General features: G+C 40.4%; 23 protein-coding genes and 1 tRNA gene. 8 read left to right on the forward strand and 16 right to left on the reverse strand.

All coding sequences use genetic code 11. From position 1 onward, the window contains the following. Positions 1-9 precede the first annotated feature (9 nt). Positions 10-435 (reverse strand): Lrp/AsnC family transcriptional regulator, encoded by a 426-nt coding sequence (locus ADA01nite_RS06960; protein ID WP_146809219.1) that lies wholly within the window; start codon positions 433-435, stop codon positions 10-12. A 121-nt stretch (positions 436-556) separates the two neighbouring features. Here ADA01nite_RS06960 and ADA01nite_RS06965 point away from each other — a divergent pair, with 121 nt between their 5' ends. Further along, positions 557-1,114, forward strand: a complete 558-nt coding sequence (locus ADA01nite_RS06965) for a cysteine hydrolase family protein (protein WP_146809220.1) — start codon at positions 557-559, stop codon at positions 1,112-1,114. Between the two features lie 100 nt (positions 1,115-1,214). Here the strand turns inward: ADA01nite_RS06965 and ADA01nite_RS06970 are convergent, their stop codons facing one another. Beyond that, positions 1,215-2,696, reverse strand: a complete 1,482-nt coding sequence (locus ADA01nite_RS06970) for an aldehyde dehydrogenase family protein (protein WP_146809221.1) — start codon at positions 2,694-2,696, stop codon at positions 1,215-1,217. Positions 2,697-3,006: 310 nt separating this feature from the next. Here ADA01nite_RS06970 and ADA01nite_RS06975 point away from each other — a divergent pair, with 310 nt between their 5' ends. Then, entirely contained in the window at positions 3,007-4,869 is a 1,863-nt protein-coding gene (locus tag ADA01nite_RS06975) for a sigma-54-dependent Fis family transcriptional regulator (protein ID WP_146809222.1), read from the forward strand. Between the two features lie 129 nt (positions 4,870-4,998). Here ADA01nite_RS06975 and ADA01nite_RS06980 read toward each other — a convergent pair whose 3' ends face one another. Continuing rightward, entirely contained in the window at positions 4,999-5,652 is a 654-nt protein-coding gene (locus ADA01nite_RS06980) for a GGDEF domain-containing protein (RefSeq protein WP_146809223.1), read from the reverse strand. Between the two features lie 222 nt (positions 5,653-5,874). Between ADA01nite_RS06980 and ADA01nite_RS06985 the strand changes: the two genes are divergently transcribed. The 4 genes from ADA01nite_RS06985 (at position 5,875) to ADA01nite_RS07000 (ending at position 10,541) form a co-directional block, all read left to right on the forward strand. After that, a complete protein-coding gene (locus ADA01nite_RS06985; protein ID WP_146809224.1) occupies positions 5,875-6,438 on the forward strand; it encodes a site-specific integrase in 564 nt (187 codons plus the stop codon). A gap of 190 nt (positions 6,439-6,628) precedes the next feature. Further along, entirely contained in the window at positions 6,629-7,351 is a 723-nt protein-coding gene (locus tag ADA01nite_RS06990; protein ID WP_146809225.1) for an EAL domain-containing protein, read from the forward strand. Positions 7,352-7,725: 374 nt separating this feature from the next. Next, positions 7,726-9,225, forward strand: coding sequence for a PAS domain S-box protein (locus ADA01nite_RS06995; protein WP_146809226.1), 1,500 nt, complete (start codon positions 7,726-7,728; stop codon positions 9,223-9,225). Between the two features lie 167 nt (positions 9,226-9,392). Beyond that, positions 9,393-10,541, forward strand: a complete 1,149-nt coding sequence (locus tag ADA01nite_RS07000) for an iron-containing alcohol dehydrogenase (protein WP_146809227.1) — start codon at positions 9,393-9,395, stop codon at positions 10,539-10,541. 458 nt (positions 10,542-10,999) lie between these two features. Here the strand turns inward: ADA01nite_RS07000 and ADA01nite_RS07005 are convergent, their stop codons facing one another. After that, positions 11,000-11,545, reverse strand: a complete 546-nt coding sequence (locus ADA01nite_RS07005; protein ID WP_146809228.1) for a glutathione peroxidase — start codon at positions 11,543-11,545, stop codon at positions 11,000-11,002. Between the two features lie 304 nt (positions 11,546-11,849). On the opposite strand from ADA01nite_RS07005, the gene ADA01nite_RS07010 reads away from it, so the two are divergent. Further along, a tRNA-Lys gene (locus ADA01nite_RS07010) sits at positions 11,850-11,922 on the forward strand. Between the two features lie 124 nt (positions 11,923-12,046). On the opposite strand, the gene ADA01nite_RS07015 is transcribed toward ADA01nite_RS07010, so the two are convergent. The 12 genes from ADA01nite_RS07015 to ADA01nite_RS07070 all read right to left on the reverse strand — a co-directional run bounded on the left by ADA01nite_RS07015 (position 12,047) and on the right by ADA01nite_RS07070 (position 23,378). After that, positions 12,047-12,310, reverse strand: a complete 264-nt coding sequence (locus ADA01nite_RS07015; protein WP_246147256.1) for a phage holin family protein — start codon at positions 12,308-12,310, stop codon at positions 12,047-12,049. A 1-nt stretch (position 12,311) separates the two neighbouring features. Continuing rightward, complete coding sequence (locus ADA01nite_RS07020; protein ID WP_146809229.1) at positions 12,312-12,512, reverse strand: hypothetical protein; 201 nt, start codon at positions 12,510-12,512, stop codon at positions 12,312-12,314. 505 nt (positions 12,513-13,017) lie between these two features. Then, positions 13,018-13,467 carry a PNPOx family protein gene (locus ADA01nite_RS07025; RefSeq protein ID WP_146809230.1) on the reverse strand — a complete coding sequence of 150 codons (450 nt, stop codon included), beginning with the start codon at positions 13,465-13,467 and terminating at the stop codon, positions 13,018-13,020. Between the two features lie 51 nt (positions 13,468-13,518). Next, a complete protein-coding gene (locus ADA01nite_RS07030) occupies positions 13,519-14,430 on the reverse strand; it encodes a hydroxymethylglutaryl-CoA lyase (RefSeq protein ID WP_146809231.1) in 912 nt (303 codons plus the stop codon). Positions 14,431-14,445: 15 nt separating this feature from the next. Next, positions 14,446-14,946: a LeuD/DmdB family oxidoreductase small subunit gene (locus ADA01nite_RS07035; RefSeq protein ID WP_146809232.1), complete on the reverse strand. Its 501-nt coding sequence runs from the start codon at positions 14,944-14,946 to the stop codon at positions 14,446-14,448. After that, positions 14,946-16,220 (reverse strand): 3-isopropylmalate dehydratase large subunit, encoded by a 1,275-nt coding sequence (locus ADA01nite_RS07040; protein WP_146809233.1) that lies wholly within the window; start codon positions 16,218-16,220, stop codon positions 14,946-14,948. The genes ADA01nite_RS07035 and ADA01nite_RS07040 overlap by 1 nt, the downstream gene beginning before the upstream one ends. Positions 16,221-16,402: 182 nt before the next feature. Further along, positions 16,403-17,635 (reverse strand): CaiB/BaiF CoA transferase family protein, encoded by a 1,233-nt coding sequence (locus tag ADA01nite_RS07045; RefSeq protein ID WP_146809234.1) that lies wholly within the window; start codon positions 17,633-17,635, stop codon positions 16,403-16,405. Between the two features lie 540 nt (positions 17,636-18,175). Beyond that, entirely contained in the window at positions 18,176-19,396 is a 1,221-nt protein-coding gene (locus tag ADA01nite_RS07050; protein WP_146809235.1) for an LLM class flavin-dependent oxidoreductase, read from the reverse strand. A 65-nt stretch (positions 19,397-19,461) separates the two neighbouring features. Continuing rightward, the gene (locus tag ADA01nite_RS07055) at positions 19,462-19,875 is read right to left on the reverse strand and encodes a thioredoxin domain-containing protein (protein WP_146809236.1); all 414 of its coding nucleotides are present in this window, start codon (positions 19,873-19,875) and stop codon (positions 19,462-19,464) included. 17 nt (positions 19,876-19,892) lie between these two features. Further along, positions 19,893-21,125 (reverse strand): LLM class flavin-dependent oxidoreductase, encoded by a 1,233-nt coding sequence (locus tag ADA01nite_RS07060; RefSeq protein WP_146809237.1) that lies wholly within the window; start codon positions 21,123-21,125, stop codon positions 19,893-19,895. A 23-nt stretch (positions 21,126-21,148) separates the two neighbouring features. Next, the gene (locus ADA01nite_RS07065; protein ID WP_146809238.1) at positions 21,149-22,672 is read right to left on the reverse strand and encodes an aldehyde dehydrogenase; all 1,524 of its coding nucleotides are present in this window, start codon (positions 22,670-22,672) and stop codon (positions 21,149-21,151) included. Then, a complete protein-coding gene (locus ADA01nite_RS07070) occupies positions 22,656-23,378 on the reverse strand; it encodes a GntR family transcriptional regulator (protein WP_146809239.1) in 723 nt (240 codons plus the stop codon). The genes ADA01nite_RS07065 and ADA01nite_RS07070 overlap by 17 nt, the downstream gene beginning before the upstream one ends. 268 nt (positions 23,379-23,646) lie before the next feature. On the opposite strand from ADA01nite_RS07070, the gene ADA01nite_RS07075 reads away from it, so the two are divergent. Then, a complete protein-coding gene (locus tag ADA01nite_RS07075; RefSeq protein ID WP_146809240.1) occupies positions 23,647-25,128 on the forward strand; it encodes a sigma-54 interaction domain-containing protein in 1,482 nt (493 codons plus the stop codon). The last annotated feature ends 9 nt before the right edge of the window (positions 25,129-25,137 follow it).

The raw sequence follows: 25,137 nt of genomic DNA on the forward strand, positions 1-25,137 counted from the left end.
CCCTTTTGTTCATGGAAAAGAAGGTTTCAACTTTCCGATAGATAAGCTGACCCGGTAGTTTCCATGCTTCAGAATCCTGTTCAAAAGCGCATCAAGCTCTTCGAGCGATGTCGTATGCGCTTTCAAAAAATAACATCCATCCCCACTGATGCGATGCGCTTCGGCGATTATCTCTTCCTTCTCTATAAAAGCTTGAAATGCCGTGTGGTTCGCCGATTTCATAAGAACGGTAATGAATGCGGTCACTGTCCGTCCGAGCTTGGCTTCGTTCAGTGCAACCGTGTATTGTTCGATGACGCCCGCCTCTTCCAGGCGACGAATACGATTGCCAACCGCCTGTCCGGTCAAATGTACGTGTTCACCGATCTCTTTCCAGCTCATACGTGAATTCTCCTGCAACAGCTTTACAATACGTAAATCCGCCTCGTCAAACATACGCCAATCCTTTCACTGTGAAATAAAATGGCGGCAAAGCGTTTCACCGGTTTATTCCCCTATGCACTGCCCGCCGTTATACTTCAGTTATAACACAAAAATCTCTTAGGAGGAGAAAATAATGGAAAAAACCGCTTTACTTCTTGTCGACATTCAGAACGATTATTTCCCAAACGGCCGCATGGAACTGCATGAACCACACAAAGCCGCACAGAACGCCCGTAAGCTGCTTGATTTCTTCCGGAACAACAGCCTGCTGTTTTTCCACATTCAACATCTTTCACAACAGCCCGGCGCATCATTCTTCATTCCAGGAACGGAAGGAGCGGATATCCATGAAACAGTGGCCCCGCTTGAAGGCGAAATCGTTATCCAAAAAAATTACCCGAACAGCTTCCGCGAAACTCCACTTCTCACTCACCTACAGGAAGCAGGCATCGAGCATGTCGTTATCTGCGGTATGATGAGTCATATGTGCATCGATGCTACGACTCGCGCTGCCGCCGACTACGGTTTTCGCTGTACAGTCATCGAGGATGCATGTACATCTCCAGCCCTTTCTATCCGTGGTCGTACCATCCCTGCCGCCGACGTTCATGACACATTCATGGCGGCGCTTAATGGCCTTTACGCTCAAATTGATACAGCGGACTCTTTCCTGGAAAAAATGAAAAAATAAAGAACAACATACAAGATTAAAGGGGCTGACCCATCCGTCCGTTTAGACTTTGGGTCAGCCCCTTCATAAATTCTATTCGAATGATGTAGTCGATTTTAGATTAGTTTAAGTTAATCCATACACTCTTGACTTCCGTATAGTTTTCCAATGCATAGCTTCCCATTTCTCGTCCAATCCCGCTTTGTTTGTATCCACCAAAAGGAGAAGCAGCATCAAATACATTATAGCAGTTTACCCATACCGTACCTGCCTTTAATTCATTGGCTACATAGTGGGCTTTCTTCACATCCTGTGTCCATAAACCTGCTGCTAATCCAAATTCGGAGTTATTTGCGCGACGAATCACTTCATCTAAATCCTCAAATGGCATAGCGGCTACAACAGGACCAAAGATTTCTTCTTTGGCAATTGTCATCTCATCGTTAACATCAGCAAAGATCGTAGGAGTCACAAAATAGCCATCTCCTTGACCATAAACTCCACCGGCAACTACTTCTGCACCTTCTGCTTTTCCTTTTTCAATATAGCTTCCTACACGTTCTAATTGCTCCTCAGAAACCAACGGTCCCATTTCGGTAGATGGATCAAGCCCAGCCCCTTGCTTAATTTTTTGTGCATGGGCAGCTAAATCCGCTACTACATTATCATACGATTTCTTCTGAATAAAAAGACGAGAGCCAGCAGCGCAAACTTGTCCCTGGTTAAACATAATACCCATTAAAGCACCGGGAATCGCTTTGCTCATATCGGCATCCGGCAAAATAATATTCGGCGATTTTCCACCCAGCTCAAGGGAAACTTTTTTCACTGTACCTGCCGCCTGACGCATAATCATTTTTCCTACAGGTGTTGAACCTGTAAAGGCAATCTTATCCACGTCCGGGTGGTCTACAAGCGGTGCTCCGGCTGTTTCCCCGAATCCAGGTATAATATTGATAACCCCGGCTGGAAATCCTGCTTCAAGCGCTAATTGACCTAAATATAAAGCCGATAGCGGAGTTTGCTCTGCCGGTTTTAAAACGATCGTGCATCCCGTAGCGAGGGCTGCTCCTAATTTCCAGGTTGCCATGAGGAGAGGAAAATTCCATGGAATAATTTGTCCGACAACACCAACCGGTTCATGGCGAGTATAGTTAAAATAGTTGCCTGCAACCGGAATGGTTTGTCCCATAATTTTGGTGGCCCATCCAGCATAATAACGGATGTGATCGATGGCAAGGGGCACATCGGCATTGCTTGTTTCACGAATAGGCTTCCCATTATCTAAGGTTTCTAGCTGTGCTAACTCTTCTTGATGCGCTTCCATTAAATCCGCTAATTTATAAATGAGACGGCCGCGTTCAGAAGCGCTCATTTTTTTCCACGGACCATTTTCAAAGGCTTGACGGGCTGCTTTTACAGCTTTATCGACATCTTCCGGCCCTGCTTCACTCACCACAGCCAATACTTTTCCGTTAGATGGATCAAGGGTTTCAAATGTTTGACCGGAAGCTGACTCCACCCACTCTCCATTGATCAAAAGCTTTTTGGTTCCCTTTAAAAATTCCTCTACACGAGGACTGATTCGTAATGTTTGTTCCATATTAAAAATCTCTCCTTTGAAACGAATATTAATGTAATCGCTTGCGCTTAGTAGTTAATGCAAAAAAAATGCCAATAACAAAAACATTAGAATCCGTTACAAAACAATTCGATTTATTGTCATAAATCGATATATTGTTCTATAATGGAACAGTATAACGTTCCGTTATAGAACAAATGCACAAATTCGGAACAATAAGAGGAAGATTCTACAGTTTCAATTGTAAAGTTTGCCGTTGTCATTTCTGTTATAATATTTTTTATATTCAGCATAATTTCTACAATATTACACAAACGCGAGGTGTCATTCTATGGCTATTGATCTTGATACGTCTACAGGAACCATCCCTAATTATATTCAAGAATCATGGAAGCGCTGCCAATCAAAGGGAATTGACCCTGCAACAATAGATAAAGAACACATACTTGGGGAATACGAGCTAACCGAATACTACGAGCAATACGAGGAGCTCCTTTATTATTCCTCCCCTATTCTGGAAGATGTGTACCATTCAATTCATGGAACTGAATTCCTTCTATTAATAGCTACACCAGAAGGATATATACTCGATACCCTTGGAGAGCCTTCTTTTTTGCAGCAGGCGGAAAACGCTTCCTTGCGAAAAGGAGCAAATTGGCTAGAGGAATCAAAAGGAACCAATGCGATTGGTACAGCCATCGTAGAAAAAAAACCAATACTTGTTCACGGACACCAACATTTTTTTCAGGATAACCATTTTCTTGCCTGTGCAGCAACCCCAATTCTTGATCCTGATGGACAGCTTCTCGGTATTTTAAATTTAAGCAGTCATCAGCAAAACTACCATCCATTTGCTTTAAGTTTAGTTAAAAGAACGGCCCATAGTATTGAACAGGCCCTTTTATTAGCTCATACTCAAAATCAAACAAAAAAGTTAACAAAAGATCTCGATTTTATTTATGATCATCATCCTTCCTCTCTTATTACAATCAATAAGGAAGGCAAAATCACAAGACTCAATTTTGCAGCAGCTCGTACGATTGGTTGTTCAGAACAATCCACGATTGGCGAACCGATTTCTAGCATTATATCAGGGCTTGATCCTTTTACTTTAACAGCAGCACAAGAGCAAAAATTTTCGTTTAAAAATCAGGTATTTACTACCCACATTCTTATTAGTGATAACCATGATCAGTCCTGTGTAATTTTACAAGGGGAGACACAAAAACAAAAAGGTGAACTAACCAATCGTTATCATTTTACAGATATTATTAGCAATGACCCTGATATGAACGAAACGATATCCATTGCTAAAAAAGTTGCCACTTTAGACATAAGCCTTCTTATTTCTGGTGAAACAGGCACAGGAAAAGAGCTGTTTGCTCAGTCTATTCATGGTGCCAGCTTAAGAAGTGATAAACCTTTCATCGCCATTAACTGCAGTGCGATTCCCGAAGGCCTATTAGAAAGTGAGTTATTTGGTTATGAAAAAGGAGCCTTCACTGGAGCAAAAAGCCAGGGGCAAGCAGGTAAATTTGAAGCGGCAGATGGCGGCACACTTTTTTTGGATGAAATCGGGGACATGCCCCTTACTGCCCAGGTCACCTTACTGCGGGTGTTACAAGAACGCTATATCACACGTATTGGCGGTATTACTCCTCGTCCTATCGATGTACGGATTATCGCTGCCACTCATAAAGACTTACAAAAAGAAATAGAGGCGGGACGTTTTCGTGCCGATTTATATTTTCGTCTCAATGGCTTTACTTTAAAACTTCCGCCTCTACGCAATCGTACAGATTTGCTTTTGTTAGCAGAACATATTCTATCCCGGTTACCTTTCAAAAAAGAAAAAACAGAACTAACAGAAGATGCCAAAGCATTTATTACAGAATACGAATGGCCTGGTAATTTCCGTCAATTAGAAAATGTTCTGCAACAGGCTGCTTTTCTAGCAAATCATAATCGTATTACGAAATCTTTGCTTCTTTCTCTTTGTCCTTCTTCAACCGCACCAATAAAGGAGGAGCAAAAAAGAGAACAGAAGTTGATGAGCTTGCGAGAACACGAAATTGCTCTTATTAAACAAGTATTAGAACAAACAGACGGAAATATTAGTCTCGCTTCTAAGCAATTAAATATTGGCCGTACTACCCTTTATCGAAAACTGAAAGCGTATAACCTTATGTCATAACGTTCAAAAACCCGGAATTTCCGGGTTTTCATTTGTTTTATGATTCATTTTTTACCAGAATAAAACCTGCCGTTACTTCACCTTATCGTTTTCTTTCTACAATTTTCATGTATAGTAAATTCCATGCTGTTATAAGTTAATTTTCTGTTGAATTTTGTACTCATACATACTTTTATCTGCAGATCGAATTAATTCATTAAGAGTTTCCCCTGCTTCAGGGTAAACAGCACTGCCAATTGAAACAGACACATGAGCAGGAAAGGAAGCAGCGAGATTATGGATATGGTTACTAAATCGCTCTATTAATTTTATTGTTTCGAGCCTCTGCATAGATGGAACAAAAATAATAAATTCATCACCACCCATACGAACAACAATATCCTCTTTTCTTGTTATCTTCATTAAAAGTTGTGCAATATGCTTTAAAACTTCATCTCCAGTTTCGTGTCCGTATCTATCATTTATCTCCTTAAAATTATCGATATCAACCACAAATACATGTAGCCACTTATTATTTTGATTTACCTCAGCTAGTAATTTAGGAAATATCCTGTTCATAAACCTACGATTATAGACATTGGTTAAAGGATCTTTTTCAGAATAAAATTTTGCTTCGTCATATTTTTTTCCAAGATACCAACCAATAACTAAATATACAAAGGTAACCACCAGGTGAAACAAATCTATATGTACATACTTATCATTTATCCAATGAGATACATTCCAGATTATTAAGTTAGCTAGAACGATAACAATACTAAGTATTCTACCTTTACATTTCATACCCCTATCCTTCCATCCATTTGAAAAATAACTATTTATTGTATGAACATGAAGGAAAATCTAACATAATAGACATTTTGTTAGATTTTTATGTTTTAATAGGAAAGGCTAAAAGTACTTTATTTTAAAGGCTTTTTTATATGTTTAAAATCAAATAAAATTATAAAATATAACATATTGAATCTTTAGTTAGGTATTAATTAACATATTGGAGTGGGGCCTGTGACAACTAGAAAAGGTGCAAATGCTGTTGAACCAATACGTGACGTTGAAAAAATTCAGGAGATAAAAGAATACTTATTACGACGTTCTTACAGAGATTATTTTTTATTTGTTTTTGGAATCAATTCAGGACTTCGGATTAGTGATATTCTGCCGTTACGGGTAATGGATGTTAAATATACAAAGCATTTAAAAATCCAAGAAAAAAAGACCAAAAATATAAGAAAAACTATAATAACACCAACGTTAAAGAATGAAATAGAGCGATATTCCAAAAGAATGGCTGATTCGGAGTATTTATTCCCTTCCCAAAAAGGTGGAAAGCCAATTAGCCGTACACACGCATGGCAAATCATTAATAATGCAGCAAAAGCTTGTGGTGTTGAGGGGTCTATTGGAACGCATACGTTACGTAAAACATTTGGCTACCATTTCTACCAGCAATCAAAGGATGTAGCGATGTTACAGTATATATTTGGGCATTCTAGTCCATCAATTACATTGAGATATATAGGTATTAACGATGATATGGTAGACAAAGCTTTGGAGAAATTTTCGTTATAGAACCCCTTAGACAAGAAATAAAAGAAAATATACGGCTTTGTCGATTTTTAAATTAGAAGGAGTTATAATAAAAAAGAACTAGATAAATTTTCTATTTTATATAACAAAATGTCTATTTTGTTAGATTAGAGAATAGGGCAGCGATTTTTAACCTGGGACAAAAAAAATAAAGGGGTGGAAGTAACACGTTATGAACAAAATAACACCTCTAGACGAGCAAACCGAAAAAGTTATTAAACATGAGGCATTTCATCATGCATATCAACCACTATATTTCCTTTCGGACTGGGCCTTATTAGGACATGAGGCTTTTTTACGATCTCAATATTTTGCGACCCCTGAACTTCTTTTTCAAAATGCCGAAAGGCTCAACAAGCTGTATGAGCTTGATATCTTGTCTTTTTTTAAGGCTATTGTATTCTATACATCTAGAAATAAGGCTTTGCAGACTTCTTTATTTGTAAATGTCTTTCCTTCCACATTACTGCATCCGGATTTTCATCATTTTTTAGATGAATTGCTTTCTAATCATCCTATACCAAAAGGGAAAATTGTTTTAGAAATTAACGAGTCCCAGGAAGTAAATGATGTTAAATCTATGCGCAACGTGCTCTCTTTTTTACGTCAAAATGGATTTCGCATTGCCCTTGATGATGTAGGAAAAGGATTTGCTTCTTTAAGAAGTCTTGTCGAACTTGAAACAGATTTTATTAAGCTAGATAAGTATTTCTCAATTGATTTGTCCGTATCTACAAAGAAACAGAATTTAATAGAACTATTAGTGCGCTATTGTAATGATGATGCTTATTTAATCTTAGAAGGAATTGAGAAATCGGAAGATCTTGCAATAGCTAAAGCGTTAGGGATCGATATTGGCCAAGGGTATCTATTAGGAAAACCGGAAGTTTGGTAATAAACAAAGAGTAGACTTGAAAAAACGAAGCAAAGCTCTTCCTCTTTACATTTCGATGAACATTCCTTTACCACTCTGCAGTATACCTGCAATCATTCATTTCTATAAATTACTTGGTATAAGCCAGTTTATTACTGGCTTTCTTACCGTTTTCTTACCGTTTATTAAAAACTATCTTAAAAAAGCGACATAAATCCAATGATCGGACGCCCTATCCCTGGATTAACCAACTCCCTGCATCAAAATCTTCATTCGTTTTTTAGCTATATCTCCCACCGTTTTCCCCCTTTCATATATTAGAATTTTTTATCTATTTTAGTATACTTGAAATCACGAAAGTAAAAAGTTAATACAACGAAGGGAAGTGACCTTTCTTGACTGATAAAATGGAGAAGAATCATCTTGATAATTCCCTCTCTCCTCATGGCATTGATCAACTCTCCTACAAATATCATCCTGATGCCATTTATGCCATGAATCTAGAGGGTAAAATCATTAATGCCAACCAGGCAACTTCGAAATTGCTCAGCTATTCCATAGATGAATTGCTCAATCTTAGTTATGAGAATATCATTTCTTCCGAAGAATTCGAAACCTTCCGTTATTATTTCAAGAAAGCTTTTGAAGGCGAAGTTCACAAGTTTAAAACAGCAATCATATGTAAAAACAGAAAGAAAATAGAAGCTACGGCAACAACGGTTCCGATCGAAATTGACGGTCAAATTGTTAACGTCTATGCGTATATAAACGAGATTACAGAACAAAAAGAAACGGAAAGAAAAATTCAAACATCCAAAGAACTGTGCAAATCGTTTATCGATAACCATGATGATCCCATTCTTTTACTGGATCTTGATGCAACCATCGTATTGATAAATCAAGCTTTTTCGCGATTGCTTGGATGGAGGAAAGAGAATCTTGAGGGATTGAATATTCTTTGTTGTCCTTCCATTCCTCCCTATTTGGTCGAACAGATGAAGGATTACCATCACCGCATTGCTATGGGCAAGCCTGTTTCCGCTGCACTGGAGACGATCAGAATTACAAATGAAGGAAAAGTTAAACATATAATGCTCTCGATCACACCTATTCATGATTGGTATGGCAAAGTGTATAATTGGGCGGTTCATCTACGGGATGTTACAGCACAGAAAGAAATGGAAAACTTTCTTTTTCAATCGGAGAAATTATTGACAGTTGGACAGCTAGCAGCTAGTGTTACACATGAAATTAGAAATCCGTTAACATCATTGAAAGGATTTATACAATTATTGAGAACTTCCGAGGGACAAACGGAATGCTTTAGTAAATACCTAGATATTATGCTGAAGGAATTAAAACAAATTGAAACTTTTGTGGATGAACTGTCAGTTTTGGCAAAAACCCAGGTAAAGTCTTATAAAAAGACAAACATTATTTCTCTTCTCCAAGATATCCTTTCATTATTGAGGACACAAGCCCTGACGAATAATGTCTATATTAAATATGAGCATGAACCGGTATGCAGTATTTTTTGTGAAGAAAAACAACTCCGGCAAGCATTATTCAATGTTATCCAAAACGGGATCGAAGCCATGCCAGACGGAGGAATTTTGTATGTTCGCATCAAACCATACGATGAGTCTTATTTGAAAATAGAAGTGACTGATCATGGAATGGGAATTCCTGAGGATCGGCTTTTGAAGTTGGGTGAGCCATTCTACTCAACCAAAGAAAAGGGGACCGGGTTAGGCCTGACATTGACATACAAAATTATTGAAAACCACCAAGGAACAATTACCATTCAAAGTCAAGTCGGATGTGGAACAACAGTCACAATTTTATTGCCCGTAACTAAACAAAATACAGAGCAAGCCATGATTGGATGCATCTAGTTGATTGTGTAAAAATAACTATCATTTATACTAAATTTTCTGTAAAATAAGAAAAAAAAGAAAGAAGAAAAGAGAAAAGAAGACTGGATTTGATGTCTTTTCTTTTTTCAGAAAAACGGCATCACTTTTACCTAATAAATTGGTCAAGAAGAAAGGAGAACTGCCAAATGAATGTATCCACTTTTAAAATTGCCAATAAACTAATCACCGGAAATGGCGGAACAGAGAAATTATTAGAAGAAGTTCACCGACTGCGAATCAGTAACCCTCTAATCGTAACGGATGAGATATTGGAAAAAGTCGGCGTCGTCGAAAAAGTCACCTCGCTTTTGAAAGGGCTTTCCTATGACGTCTATAATGGTGTAAAGCCGGAGCCTGAAATCTACCTGGTCGAAGAGTGCAAAGCAGCCTTTCAAAAAGGGCAGCATGACGGATTAATCGCTGTTGGAGGTGGAAGTGCCATCGATATTGCGAAAAGCGTATCCGCCTATGCTGCCTATGATGGCAAAATCGATGAGTTATTCGGAACCGACCTGGTGCCTCAAAAGGGTGTCCCCATTATCGCGATTCCAACTACAGCCGGAACAGGCTCTGAAGTCACGAATATCGCCATTCTCTCCGATACGGAAGCGCAGTTGAAAAAAGGGATTGTCAGTGACTACATTCTGCCGGACGTCGCCATCGTCGCACCGGAAATGACACTGACCATGCCGAAGTCGGTTACGGCCGCAAGCGGCATTGATGCCCTTGTTCATGCAATCGAAGCGTATATTTCCGTAAACGCTTCCCCCATTACGGATGCACTGGCATTGGGCGCAATCAAAATGATTGCTCGCAATCTTCCCAAAGCATACGCAAACCCAAACCACATTGAAGCACGAGAAAATATGGTAACCGCAAGCCTCATGGCGGGCATGGCATTTGGAAACGCAGGCGTTGGCGCGGTGCACGCACTTGCCTACCCGCTTGGCGGTCGCTATCACATTGCCCATGGCGTAAGCAACGCCCTGCTGCTCCCATACGTCATGGAGTGGAATAAAATCAGCTGTATCGAACGTTTCCACGATATCGCCGAAGCATTAGGGGAAAACGTATCAAATCTAACGGATGCAGAAGCAGCGGACCGCGCCGTCGAAGCGATGTACCGCCTGTGCAGCACGGTCGGTATTCCAAAAGGATTGCGTGCGTTTCATGTTCCTGAAGACGCAATTCCCGAAATGGCAGAAGACGCCAGTAAAATCGAGCGGCTATTAAAAAATAACCCCCGTGTCTTCTCGAAGGAAGAAATTGAGGAAATCTATCGCTCTGCTTATTAGGGAGAAAAGTGAATGATACAGTGTGGGAAGATCGTCAATACGAAGAAGAGTCACCTTACATACCACCGGGAGCTTGTATTATTCGCATACACCCTGCAGAAATAAATTCCTTCTTCCCCGGGTAAAGTATAGGCGAACAATCTTAACGAGGTGACACATATGGACAATCACGAACAACCGGGGAAAACAGAAGATGAACGGCACTAATGGCAGCAAAGGGAAGGCTTCATTTTCGGCCCTCCCTTCTCCCTTTCATCCATAGCCTATCCTAAATCCCTATAGCCGTCCTGAACGACCAGCGTCATATTATAGGTAAACGGGCTGTCAGGACCGGAAGTTTTGCGTTTGCTTATCCACACTCTTTCAGCAATTTCTCGACTTTCTTTACCAGCTTCCTTGTTGTTTTTGCGGTGATTTACTGCACAGAATTTTTGATACACTAAGGCATGGCATGTAACTTATAGTAAAGCTTCAATTGATTTTTCCATATCTATCGGTTCAACAGTCGGCTCAAACCGTTTTACAACATTCCCGTCTTTATCAATCAAAAACTTGGTGAAGTTCCACTTAATTGAATCATCGAGTAAAAACTCGGGAAACTTCTCCTGCAAAAATGCATGGAGCAACTTCGCGCTTATTTGATTAAGATCAAAACCTGTAAAAGGAGCTTGCTTGGTTAAATATGTAAACAGCGGATGTGCTTGAGGCCCCCGTACTTCTACCTTTTCAAATAAAGGAAAGCTCACCCCATAGTTAATCTGGCAAAATGATTGAACCTCATCATTGCTGCCTGGTTCCTGTTCTCCAAATTGATTGCACGGAAAACCTAAAATTTCGAACCCTTGATTATGATACCGCTCATACAACTTTTGTAAATCACTATACTGAGGGGTAAAGCGACACTTACTAGCCGTATTAACAATCATAATCACCTTGTCTTTATATTGTTCAAGTTTAATCTCTTTTCCATTAATATCATTCACTGTAAAGTCGTATATTTTCATACGCTCATCCTCCATCCGCCATTTATTTATAATCATTTTAAATTTATAATTAGTTCTTGTCAACAACGAACATAATTTTAAAAAACAGAAAAACCCTTAAAACTTAAGGGTCTCATTAACCTCACTTTACTGTTAATAAAGCAAGGAATACATCTATCGCCTCGTGATTTTCATTATATAGATAAACATTCAAGCAACCTGTTGTTATTTGGTTGATTTGGTATTAATTTTTCTGGAATTATCTATACGAATCTTATATAATAAAAAAGAAACTTCATTAAAATAAGTAATATGGATGATGAATGGGGTATTAGCTTAGCTGGTAGAGCAGCCGACTCTTAATCGGCAGGTCGCAGGTTCGACCCCTGCATACCCCACTATACACAACATGATCTTTTTTATGATGGTTTAATCTTTTCTAACTTGAATGTCATCATGTGTAAAAAGATAGCTATCATGATAAGAAAAAGCCCCGCTATCCCCAAGGACGGCGGGGCTTCATTATTTCCTTTCTATTGTTTGTTTCCATGCCTGGTGAGAAGTAATTGCCATACCAGCAGCAATGATTCCGTTTGCAACACCGTCTACATTTAACCCGATAGCTATAACTCCAGAAATCATGCCAACTATGAACAATACCCATATAATTAGCCAATCCGGGAAGTGAGGCGTTTGTTTCAGAACATATCCTAAAACCATAAGCGCCGGAAATACAAGTCCCAGTGCAGGGTTAAGTGTGATATTCGATAATAATTCCGTTAGCACATCAGTTCACCGCCTTTCTGCTGGAGACTTTTCGTACCCCGTCAGCCAACATTCCTATTTCTTTACTATATGCACGCAACGTTTCCGTTGCTTTATGATACTCGTCCAGTTTCTGCTGACACTTATTGGACTTTGTATTTTCTTCCTGCCCCTGTGCTTGCACAATAGAAATGCTTTTGTCTGCCTTCTCCTTTGGAATCATATATTCTTTCTTTACCGGGGAGTTTATATATACTTTCGTACATATTAAGGAAAATTTCGTTATTTGTTCAAAATTCAAAGCGCTATCAAGTGATAAAGTAAGAGTGAAAGTGAGGTTTTAGAAATGGTTTCCACATCTAATGTTATTTATTTAAGACAATATAAAACAAGAAAAAAATTTAATTACCTAAAGAAGATTCTCTTTTCTAAAGATACATTATTCATTCTATTCGCTGCATTACTCATTATAGGAGCAGGTATTTTAAGCTTTTACGCTTCGCTTTATTTTCCATTACTCACCGATGACTATATGCAACACTATAATTTCCTAATCTAATCTGTTGACATGAACATAAGAAAATTCAATACAACGATCGCGAATACAAAAGACCTAACATATTCCTCATGGGGTCAATGTCAGGTCTCTCATTAATTATTTAAAAATTCAAACTTTTTTTATGATTGCAGACATTCCTCTCAAAGTCGCTACATTATTACTCAACAATTTATGAATTCCTTAAAAGGCCATACACTTCTTCGTCCAGTTTTGCTGCTAACTCTGCATTATAGGTTTTTACATATTCGGGTTCAACAGAAACCTTTCCCCCATAAAACATGACATCTTCCACCGCCTCCACCTCAACGGTAACAATGCGAAGTTTCATTGTCTTCTCAACTACATCGGATACCACGGCAGTCCCCTTGATAGAAAAGCAGCTTCCCGCACCTACGACGCCTAAAATAATATACGGTTCATGTTGAATATTTCGTGCACTGGTTGCCTTATGTCCGACGGCAAAGCTTAGTGTTTTCCCTCCCGGATGCGCCACCAGCCATGAAATCGCATCTAATGTAGGCTTCTTGGATTCAACATCGATTGTGATTAGAGAGACAATTCGTTCCCCCTGGAGGTACCCCACCAACTCTTCACTTAATGTATCTAACACTTTCCCCATTTTTCCCCTTCCTTTCGATATACCTAAGTGCTCAATTCCGAAATATCAAAATTATAACGTACACACGGTATCTTTCTTCACTTTATGAACGTGCCCTGTCAATTGACGTTCTGTCATGGGTCTAACAAGCGTAACGCATGTCAGCAATTTGTCCAGGTCAATCCCGGTTTCAATCCCCATTTCATGCAGCATCATAACCAAATCCTCGGTTGCTACATTTCCTGCCGCTCCCGGAGCAAACGGGCATCCCCCTAGACCTCCGATTGAACTATCAAAAGCGGTGACGCCGGCCTGCAATGCGGCAATCACATTTGCCTGGGCAAACCCATACGTATCATGAAAATGAGCGGTGATTTTCGCCTCAGGAGATGCTTCAAACACCCGTGAGAATAATTCATAGACTTGCTTCGGGTTAGCCCGACCGATTGTATCGCATATGACAATTTCGTCTACTTTTAAATCCCTCAATTGGTCAACCATGTCCAAAACCTCTTGCTCCTCGACCCTTCCGTCATAAGGACACCAAAACGCAGTGGCAATGTTAAAGCGAACAAAGACTCCTTCTTCCTGAGCTTGCTTAACCATGGGTTGCAAACGAAACATCGACTCTTCTTGGGTCATTCTTACATTTTTTTGATTAAACGTATTGCTTGCCCCTACAACCAGAGATACCGCATTGACATTCGATTGACGGGCACGTTCATACCCTTTCTCATTGGGGATGAGCGCCATGTACTGAAGCTCTTCAACCTGTTGCATCGTTTCCCATACTTCCTTTGCATCCTTCATTTGCGGTACATGAATCGGATGAACAAAGGAAGTCGCTTCGATTCGTTTGATGCCCGTTTGGGATAACGCGTTGATTACTTCTATTTTTTTGTCGGTAGGAATAAAGTTCGCCTCATTCTGCAGGCCATCACGAGGACCGACTTCTATAATTTCAACTCTTTTAGGCAAATTCATATGCTGCCACCCCCCTTACGATAACATTCCCATGCGTTTTGCCAGATAAGCCTCTAATCCTCCGGCCGATACCATGTCAATTAAATGCTCCGGCAATTTTGTGCTAGTAAATTCGTTTCCCCTGGTTAGATTTTTTACTTTCCCTTCCAATAGATAAATTTCAATTTCATCCCCCTCCTCGATCGTAGAGGTGTCCCCTATTTCTACTACGGGAAGCCCGATATTGATCGCATTCCGATAAAAGATACGAGCGAAAAAGTTACACACAATGGCTCCTACTTCTAAATGTTTGAGAACTAAAGGTGCCGTTTCCCGGCTGGACCCTGAACCGAAATTATTGCCTGCTACGATGATGTCACCCGGCCTCACTTTTTTTGAAAACTCCGGATCTATCGCTTCCATCGCATGTTCTGCCTGTTTTTCGATAGATAAGCTCATAAATTGGCCCGGTGAAATAATATCGGTATTAATGTTATCCTCATACTTCCATACACGTCCGCGAATTACAGCTGACATTATATCATCACCTCCTTCGGGATGTAATTTCTTGGATCGGCAATTTTTCCTTCAATTGCGGTCGCGGCCACTGTCGCCGGGGAGCCGATATAAATTTCACCCGATGCACTTCCCATACGGCCCCTAAAGTTACGATTGGAAGAGGACATGACTACTTCTCCCGCTCCGATAACCCCGCTCGTAAATCCTCCGCATGCGCCGCACGAAGGCATATTCACGATACAACCCGCTTCTGTCAAAACATCCAAGATGCCCTCTTTATTGGCTTGCATCCAAACGGCTTGTGACGCCGGAACGACGAGACAGCGAATATTTTTGGAGACCTTCTTACCTTTCAAAATTTGTGCTGCGATACGCAAATCACTAATTCTTCCATTGGTACATGATCCCAGGTAAACCTGATCAACCGCTTGCCCTTCCACAGCGCTTACGGGATGAACATTATCAATTTCATGCGGGCAAGCCACCTGCGGTTCCAATGACGTTGCATCGTATGAAAGCTCCCGAATGTATGTTGCATCCTTATCGCTCTGCATTAGCTCGACATCTTCAATTCCCCTGTCCCGTAGAAAGTGTACGACGGCTTCATCTGGCTCGATGAGTCCTGTTTTGGCTCCTGCTTCCACAGCCATATTTGATAAAACCAGTCTTTCATCCAAAGACATACGTCGAATCGCACTTCCTGAAAATTCCAGTGCTTGATAGGTTGCTCCTGCATGACCGATGTCCTTGATTGTTTTTAAAATTAGATCCTTGGAATATACTCCATGAGGAATACTTCCTCCCCAATGCACCCGAATGGTTTCCGGTACTTTCAACCAGGTTTCTCCTGTCAGAAGAACACCAATCATTTCAGTAGAACCAATACCGGTTGCAAAAGCACCCATTCCCCCCGCCATGCATGTATGGGAGTCCGTCCCGAGAATCAATCTTCCTGGGCGAACGTGGCCGTGTTCTACAATGACCTGATGGCAGGGGCCCTCAAACTCGTAGTAATAAGGTAAATCAAACTCTCTGGCCCAATCCCTTGTATATTTTAAAATATCTGCTTGCTGAACAGTCGCAGGTGGGGTGCAGTGATCTGAAACAACGACTACCTTTTCTTTATCAAACAGTTTTCCACCCAATCGTTTAAATCCTTTATCAATTAAGCGAGGACCCAATAAATCATGCATCATGGCAATATCAGCTTTTACCCAAACAATTTCTCCGGCTTTGACTTCGTTTTTTCCTGAGGCTTTTGCCAGAATCTTTTCTGCTAACGTCATTCCCATGGAGATCACTCTCCTCCTTTCAGCAATGAAAAGGACATAATGATTCTAACAGTAGTATACTGTCGACTGTCTATAATCAAAACATTCCCGGTATTTTATAAATACCCCTTATTTTCTCTTATCCTTACTGATAGGTGATACATCATCAATGTCCATTCCTTATTTATTAGACCATCCACATATTAGAATTTAACTTTTGCAATAGCTGACTCTGTTAAAACAACTCCTTTTTCTTTTAAGACTTCAATTTTTTCATGGCTCCATTTTAATGTTTTGCTTAATATTTCTTCCGTATGTTCGCCAAGCCTTGGTCCCACCCATTCAATGTCACCGGGTGTTTCACTCAATTTCGGTACGATACCGGGAACCTTTAGTTTTCCGATTCCTTCGATTTCAACCTCACGAATCATTCCTCTTGCTTGATAATGAGGATCAGCGACAATATCTTCAATGGAATAAATGGAACCTGAGGGAACCTTCGCCTCGTCAAGAGCATGCAGCGCTTCCGATAAGGTCAAATTTTTTGTCCATTCTTCGATAATCGAATCCAAAAACTCTGCATGTTCCGAACGAGTCGCATTATTTTGAAAACGCGGATCATCCGCATACTGTGGGTGACCAATAGCTACCATCAAGCGTTTGAATATACCATCCCCGTTCACTCCAATCACCACGTATTTTCCATCTTTACATAGGTACGTATTGGACGGCGTGATTCCTGGAAGGGTACTTCCGGTCCGTTCTCTAATAAATCCGGTCCGATCAAACTCGGGTAACATGCTTTCCATAAAGCTAAAGATAGACTCATACAAAGCAACATCAACAAATTGCCCTTGCCCTGTTCCCTTCACGTCACGATGATACACAGCCATCATGGCTCCCATTACCGCATAAAGGGAAGAAATCGAATCACCAATGCTGATCCCGACCCGTGTTGGCGGACGGTCCGGGTACCCCGTTATGTAGCGCAGTCCTCCCATGGCTTCTCCAATGGAGCCAAATCCGGGTTTATCACGGTAAGGGCCATCTTGCCCATAGCCACTAATTCGAATCATGATCAGCCGGGGATTGATTTCTTTTAGTTGCTCATACCCAATCCCCCATTTTTCCATTGTCCCTGGACGGAAGTTTTCGATGATAATATCCACTTCTTTCGCTAATTCACGGATAATTTCTTGACCCTGAGGTTGACGCAAATCAAGGGCTATCGATTTTTTGTTGCGTGATTGAACATACCACCATAAGCTCGTTCCGTTTTCCACCACGCGCCAATTACGAAGCGGATCTCCTCCCATCGGGCTTTCCACCTTAATAACCTCAGCTCCAAATTCAGCAAATAGGCGGCCGGCAAACGGGCCGGCAATTAGTTGACCCATTTCCAATACTTTAAGGCCCTTTAGCGCTTTTTCATTCATAGCAACACCTCCAAATTTCTTTTTATTCTAGCCAACAGCCCTACATTACAGATTTTCCGAACGAGAAAGCCCATCGACTTTCGCCGTGGGATGAGAGTGAGGGTGGCTCGGAATCCCTTTATGGGATGGTAAGAGCAACCTTGATTTGATAAAATCAAGACAGGTATTCGCTCTTTGAAAACAGCATACATAGGGGGTTGCTCAAACAAAGCCTCTTTGAGCGTAAAATGTATGGGGTCGTCAAGAACAAGACGCTAAAACATTTTTGAGCAAATAACCTATGGCGAATGGTAGCAGTTCGCCAGCCTGCGAACCTATACGGTCTGTCGTAGGAGGGGTGATGGCACACCCTAAACTTCGGAGTTGTTCAAAACAGAAATGGACTGCGAACGCTAACTACCGAAGAATCCCATTGGCTTTAGCCGTGGGAGTGTCAACTTATCCAGACCGGTGGATACCCAATAACCGTTTAACCTGTTGGTTAAGTTTCCAGGCCCGAGCCGTAAAGAATCTATTGCTCCATTTCTTATCCCCTCTATTCTATCTACTGAGAGCCAGTGAAGCGGCCGCTTCTTGTGAGATCTCCTGTACATCTATTGCGGAATTTCTCTTATCAGAAAAAGTAGGTTCTTCCTTTTTTACTGGACTTCGTACACCCGCCTGTTCTAATAAAGGCAATACATTTTCGTTAAAGTATGGCATTTCTTCAAGATAATCAACAAAGGAAACGAGTGTCCCGGATACGCCTGTTTTAGATAGCCTGATCATTTCATCTGCCACTTGCTCCGGGGTCCCTACAAACCCCCAGCCTCCCCAACCTCCAATAAAGTTTTCTCTGGCCTTTGTTAAAAACTCGATAGAGTTTGAGGAAGATTCAATACCGAACATATCACAAATGATGTTAGCAACTTCCCAATCACCCAGTTCGCGAACATAGTAGTTATAAAACTCTTTTGCTTCTTTCTCAGTAGGGCGACATACGACAAAGCCTGTTGTAAACGTATTCATTTCTCGCCGATACTCTTCCCAGGCCAGCTTCTTCATATAATTTGTCCACTCTGTGCAGTGTTCCATTGATTCTATATATCCGAAGTTAAAATCGGAGAACCTAGCAGAAAATTCACGTCCTTTTTTAGAAGTTCCTGCACTGATAAGAACAGGCCGTGGACTTTGGGTTGGCTTTGGCTCCTGCCAACCGTCTTTAATCTCAAAAAACTCACCCTTATGGTCAAAAAACTGTTCCGACCACATTTTTAACACCACTTCCATCCACTCTGTTGCGTATTGATACCCTTTATCATGTTCCATCTTCTTCCCATTGAACATTTCCATTTCTTTAGGGAACCAGCCTACCACCGTATTCAGACCAATTCTTCCCCTGGAAATGTCATCAATGGTAGAGAGCATTTTAGATGCAACAATAGGATGCATCGTCGGCACATGCGACGTACAAAAGAGATAAATTTTTTCCGTAACCGCCGCCATAGCCGCAGCCCATGTATACGTTTCCATACATTGACCATTGAAATTGCTTGGTCCGCCGAATCCCCGCCAGCGGGCAACAGGCACGATACATTCGTACCCGGCCTCTTCCATCATCTTTGCAATCTTAACGTTTGTTTCAAAGTTTGGCTTAAACGTCGTTTCTGCTAACGTCATAGCACAAGAATTATTTACGTTTGGGCCAAATATTCCCAGCTTTAATTGATTGTCATTAAACATAGGATTTCCGGCTTCTCGAAATACATCAAATCGGCTCATCTTATTCACCTTCCTATTTTTTATATTATCTTCTCCTGGTATGATAAATCTCCCCACACCTGGCGTTAAGCCATAGTTACGTCTTTTACTTTCACAAAACGGAAAGTGGAAACCATTGTATCCAGATCATACCCCACTACAACAGTTTTATAGTCTGTAACAATAGGGGTGATGACAAGTGATGGATAATCTGCCAGAATACCCACGATCTCTTCTTCTGATAAGTCCCCGCTATGGATCTTTTCAATATAGCTTTTTTCTGTTTTTTTCTGCGGGTTGATCATAGAAAAGGAAAAAGTATCCGGATACACCAGTTTCTTTGCTCCTTCCGGAACAAGAGCCACCAGCCTAGCAATTTCTTCCCTTGTTAACTGAAAAACACTGCGATTTTCAAAAGGAATTCCATTATTTTTCAGCCATGCTTTTGTAATTTCATACGACGGATTACCTGCTTTACCGTAAAGAATCCATTGATCCATTTCTCATAACCTCCATCCTATTTACTGGTAGCCAACGAAACGGCTACTTCTTGTGAGCTCTCCTGTGCACCTACAAAGAAATTGCTTTTATTAACAAACATAGATTCCCTGGATGATGCTTCGTTTTTTACGGGATTCCGTACACCTGCCTGTTCTAGTAAAGGCATTACATTCTCATTAAAATATGGCATTTCAGCAAGGTAGTCCACGAATGAAATAAGCGTTCCGGATACACCTGCCTCTGAAATTTTTATTAACTTGTCAGCTACCTGCTCCGGTGTTCCTACCAGTGCCCATCCTCCCCAGCCTGCGATAAAGTTTTCTCTAAATTTCTTATTAAATTCTTTAGATTGGGAGGCTGTGTCGATATTAAATAGTTCACAAATAATATCCGTTACTTCGTCATCTCCTCTTTCTCTTACGTAGTAATTGTAATAATCCCATGCTTCCTTCTCAGTAGAACGGCATACGACAAAGCTCGTTGTAAACGTATTAATTTCTCGTCGGTATTCTTCCCAGGCCAGTTTCTTCATATGGTTCGTCCATTCTCTTGCCTGTTCCATCGATTCGAGGAAGGAGAAATGAAAGTCTGCAAATTTTGAAGCAAAATCCATTCCGGATTTGGAGGAACCCGCACTAATAAGAACAGGCCGTGGACTTTGGGTTGGCTTTGGCTCCTGCCAACCGTCTTTAATCTCAAAAAACTCACCTTTATGGTCAAAAAACTGTTCCGACCACATTTTTAACACGACTTCCATCCACTCTGTTGCATACCGATAGCCTTTATCATGTTCCATTTTTTTGCCGCCGAACATTTCAAGCTCTTTCGGGAACCAACCACATACAGTATTCAGACCAATTCTTCCCCTGGAAATGTCATCGATAGTCGAAATCATTTTTGATGCCACAATTGGATGCACTGTCGGTACATGTGACGTACAAAAGAGATAAATTTTTTCTGTGACTGCTGCTATAGCCGCAGCCCATGTATACGTTTCCATACATTGACCATTGAAATTGCTTGGTCCGCCGAATCCCCGCCAGCGGGCAACAGGCACGATACATTCGTACCCGGCCTCTTCCATCATCTTTGCAATCTTAACGTTTGTTTCAAAGTTTGGCTTAAACGTCGTTTCTGCTAACGTCATGGCACAAGAGTTATTTACGTTTGGACCAAATATTCCTAGCTTTAATTGATTGTCATTAAACATAGGATTTCCGGCTTCTCGAAATACATCAAATCGACTCATGTTCTTCCCCCTCCCATCTATTTTTATAGGATTTTAAATGGATCTGTAATGATATTTCCTGTATCAACCCAAACACTCTTAACCTGTGTATACTCCTGAAGGACGTAACTTCCATTCTCCCGCCCAATACCGCTGGCTTTATATCCTCCAAATGGAGAAGCATAAGATACTTTACGGTAATTGTTAATCCATACTGTCCCGGCTTTAATTTTCGGAACCATACGGTGAGCTCTCTGAATATCCCTCGTCCAGACCGCAGCGGCTAAACCAAATTGCGTATCATTGGCAATCGCAATGGCTTCCTCTTCATCTTTGAAGCGGATAAGGCAAACAACCGGGCCGAAAATTTCTTCTTGCGCAATACGCATGTCATTACGTACATTTCCAAAAATCGTTGGTTCGATAAAAAATCCGTTTTTCAATTCCGGGGTTGTTGGACGCTTTCCTCCATATAGAAGTTTAGCTCCTTCTTGCTCTCCAATTTCTATATAACGAAGGACTTTTTGATGCTGACCTTCAAAGGCAACTGTCCCCATCTCTGTATCCATATCGAGCGGGTTTCCTAATCGAATCTTACCGGTTCGTTCAACTAACTGCTCAACGAATTCATCATAGATAGATTCATGAACGAGTACTCGGGAACCAGCCATACACGTTTGACCTGTGGCCGCGAATATCCCGGCTAATACGCCATTTACAGCATTAGGAAGGTCAGCATCCTCGAAAATAATATTGGGGGATTTGCCACCTAACTCAAGTGAAACACGTGCAAAATGCTCAGAAGAATTTTTAACGATTAATTTTCCAGTTTCTGATGAACCAGTAAAAGCGATTTTACGCACATCCGGATGTTTCGCCAGAGCATCGCCTGCTGTTTTACCATAACCCGTAACAACGTTAACAACACCAGGGGGGAAGCCAGCTTCTTGGATTAATTTCGCCAGTTCTAATATGGAAGCCGGTGTAACTTCAGACGGCTTTATTACCATCGTATTACCCGCTGCCAATGCAGGACATAATTTCCACATAGTCAACAGCAGAGGGGAATTCCAAGGAACAATCGCTCCAACCACCCCAAGCGGCTCACGGACAGTATAATTAATCATATTAGGTACTTCTACCGGTATCGTCTCTCCGTGAATTTTGTCTGCGAAGCCCGCAAAATAATCACACCAGCCTGAGAGGCTTTTTACTTGTCCAAGCATCTCGCGAATCAATTTTCCATTATCGACAACCTCACTAATGGCTAATAATTCTGTATTTTCTGCGATTAATTCTCCGAGCTTCCGAAGCAGCTTACCTCGTTGGCTTCCAGTCATCCGCGACCATTCACCCGTCTCAAATGCCTCTTTTGCTGCCTTCACAGCAAGGTCAATATCTTCCTTTTCGCCCATAGGGGCTTGTGCCCAAACTTCTCCGGTGAATGGATTAACGGAATCAAACTTTTTGCCGGAAACGCTTTCAACCCATTCGTTATTAATGAACATTTTATATTCTTTCACGCCTGTAAACGGAAGTTCATAACGTTTTTTAACGGTTGTACTCATTCTCTTTCCTCCTAGTGTTTGTATTTGCTAAATTAGAGTTTGCTTTTTGAAAGCCATGATTTAAATAGAATTCCTTAAAATAATTCATGTCGTGAAGGATATGTGCTTCCATTTCCTTCGCTGCTAAAGCCGGGTCCTTTAAGCTCATGGCCCGTACAATCCCATAATGTTCTTGCAGAAAGTTGTCACCACGGTTATATTGCTCAATAATCGTGTTCCTGCAAAGGCGAATTAACGAGCGAATATTATACATCATAGTTTTTAACCGATTGTTTCTGCTTAAGGAAATAATTGACTCATGAAATTGGGTATTCAATACAATGATTTTTTTTATGTTCTTTTGCTCGATTGCCTGCTCGGTTTGGTTTAAAAGCTGGCTTAATTGGCCTAGTTCTTCTCTGGTAATATAATGAGTAGCCCAAAATGCGGCAACGGATTCTAAACCAATACGTACCTGGTAGAGCTCTAACACATCCTGGAGTGAAGGAGCAAAAACGGTGACAATTCCCTCTTTATTAATAAGTAATCCATCACTTTCCAGCTTTCGAAAAGCTTCTCTGACCGGACTTCGGCTTACACCAAAATCCAGCGCTATTTTTGTGTCGATTAACCTTTCACCCGGTGCAACTGTCCCTGCTAGAATCGCTTCCTCCAAGCTTTGATAAATCTGTTCATATAAAGGCTCTTCTCTTTTAAGCTGGTGCATTTATATTTATTCATCCCCCTTTCCGTTTTCTTTTGCCAACATAACTTATTCACAGAATACTGAATATTGTAGTTTGTCGACTGTTACTTATAAATAAAGCAAATACCATACCAATGTATTTACGGTGTTTATGGAGATTATAATATCCAGATATTAGACAATATCACTGATTGAGCTATCTATATTTCAGACTATTGTATTAAATATTGACAATTTTTAATTTATATAATATTTTTTGAATAATCATAAATTTTAAAGGAGGAGTCTGATGTTTTTTTTTCTCGACAGTCTTAAAGTCGATATCTCCTTTTTAACACATATTTTTGATGCGATATATGACGGAATAAAAATCGTAGATAAAGATGGAAATTTTACCTTTATTAATCGAGCGGCCGAAAAAAACATGAACATTGTTAGAGAAGAATGGATTGGCAGGAATGCGGCAGAACTACTTCAAAATTCGGTTCTCATTAAAGCGTTACAAACCGGGCGCCCTCAAATTCACCAACACAGTTTTGTATGCAATAAACATTTTATTGTACATGCTTCCCCCTTGAAATTCAATGGAGAAGTGATCGGTGCTGTTTCTACGCATAAGGACGAAAGCGAAATACAAAAACTGAAGAATTCGTTTAATAACCTCAATAAATACGTTAATTTTCTTGAAAATGAATTACATCGAGTTCAAATATTACCTTTGGAAATGAAAGATTTTGTTATTTCCAAAGACAGCCCCCTTATGAGCGAACTTTCAAAAATAAAAAGGGTGGCTCCAACAGATATTTCTGTCTTAATACGAGGGGAAAGCGGAGTCGGAAAAGAATTAGTTGCAAAAAATGTTCATCAATTATCCAAAAGAATGGGGAAACCTTATATAACAATTAACTGTGCGGCCATTCCTGAATCCTTATTGGAAAGCGAGCTTTTTGGATATGAAGAGGGAGCATTTACAGGAGCCAGGCGAAACGGCAAGAAAGGGAAATTTGAGTTAGCTAATGGAGGCACCATCTTTCTCGATGAAATTGGCGATATGAGCTATCATCTCCAGGCTAAACTATTGCGGGTCTTACAGCAAAAAGAGCTAGTCAGAGTAGGGGGGAGTGAAGCCATTCCACTGGATGTACGTGTCATTGCTGCTACCAACCGGGATCTAGAAGATATGATTAAGAATAATGAATTTCGAGAGGATTTATATTATCGAATTAATGGAATCACATTTACTATTCCACCATTACGTGAAAGAAAAATGGATATTGACATTCTCATTTTGCATTTCCTAAAGGAATTTTCTTATAAATACAATAAACAAATAGGGATTAGTCAAGAGGCCCATGAGTTTTTATTGAAAAATCCGCTTCTTGGTAATGTTCGAGAATTAAGAAATGCATTAGAGCATGGTTTTGTTTTGGCGGAAACAAGTGAAATTCAAATCACGGATCTACCGCAGGCCACTATTAAGGGGAATGAAGAAGTGTTTAATGACACTCTACAAACGATAAATAGAGAAATTTCTCCTTTCCCGTTTACAATCTCCGACTCTTTAGACTTTGCAGAAAATATAAGAAAATTAGAAATTGCTTTAATCATAAAAGCCCTTAAACGGTCAAATAATAACCGTTCTAAAGCTATTAACATGCTAGGGATTTCGCGTCAATCCTTTTATGAGCGTCTAAAAAAATATGAAAAAGAAATATCTGATTATGAGAAGGATACTGACTCAATAAAAAACCAGAAAATCTATAGTGTATAATAATTAGGG

This window comes from Aneurinibacillus danicus, from assembly GCF_007991215.1.
GTDB lineage: Bacteria > Bacillota > Bacilli > Aneurinibacillales > Aneurinibacillaceae > Aneurinibacillus > Aneurinibacillus danicus.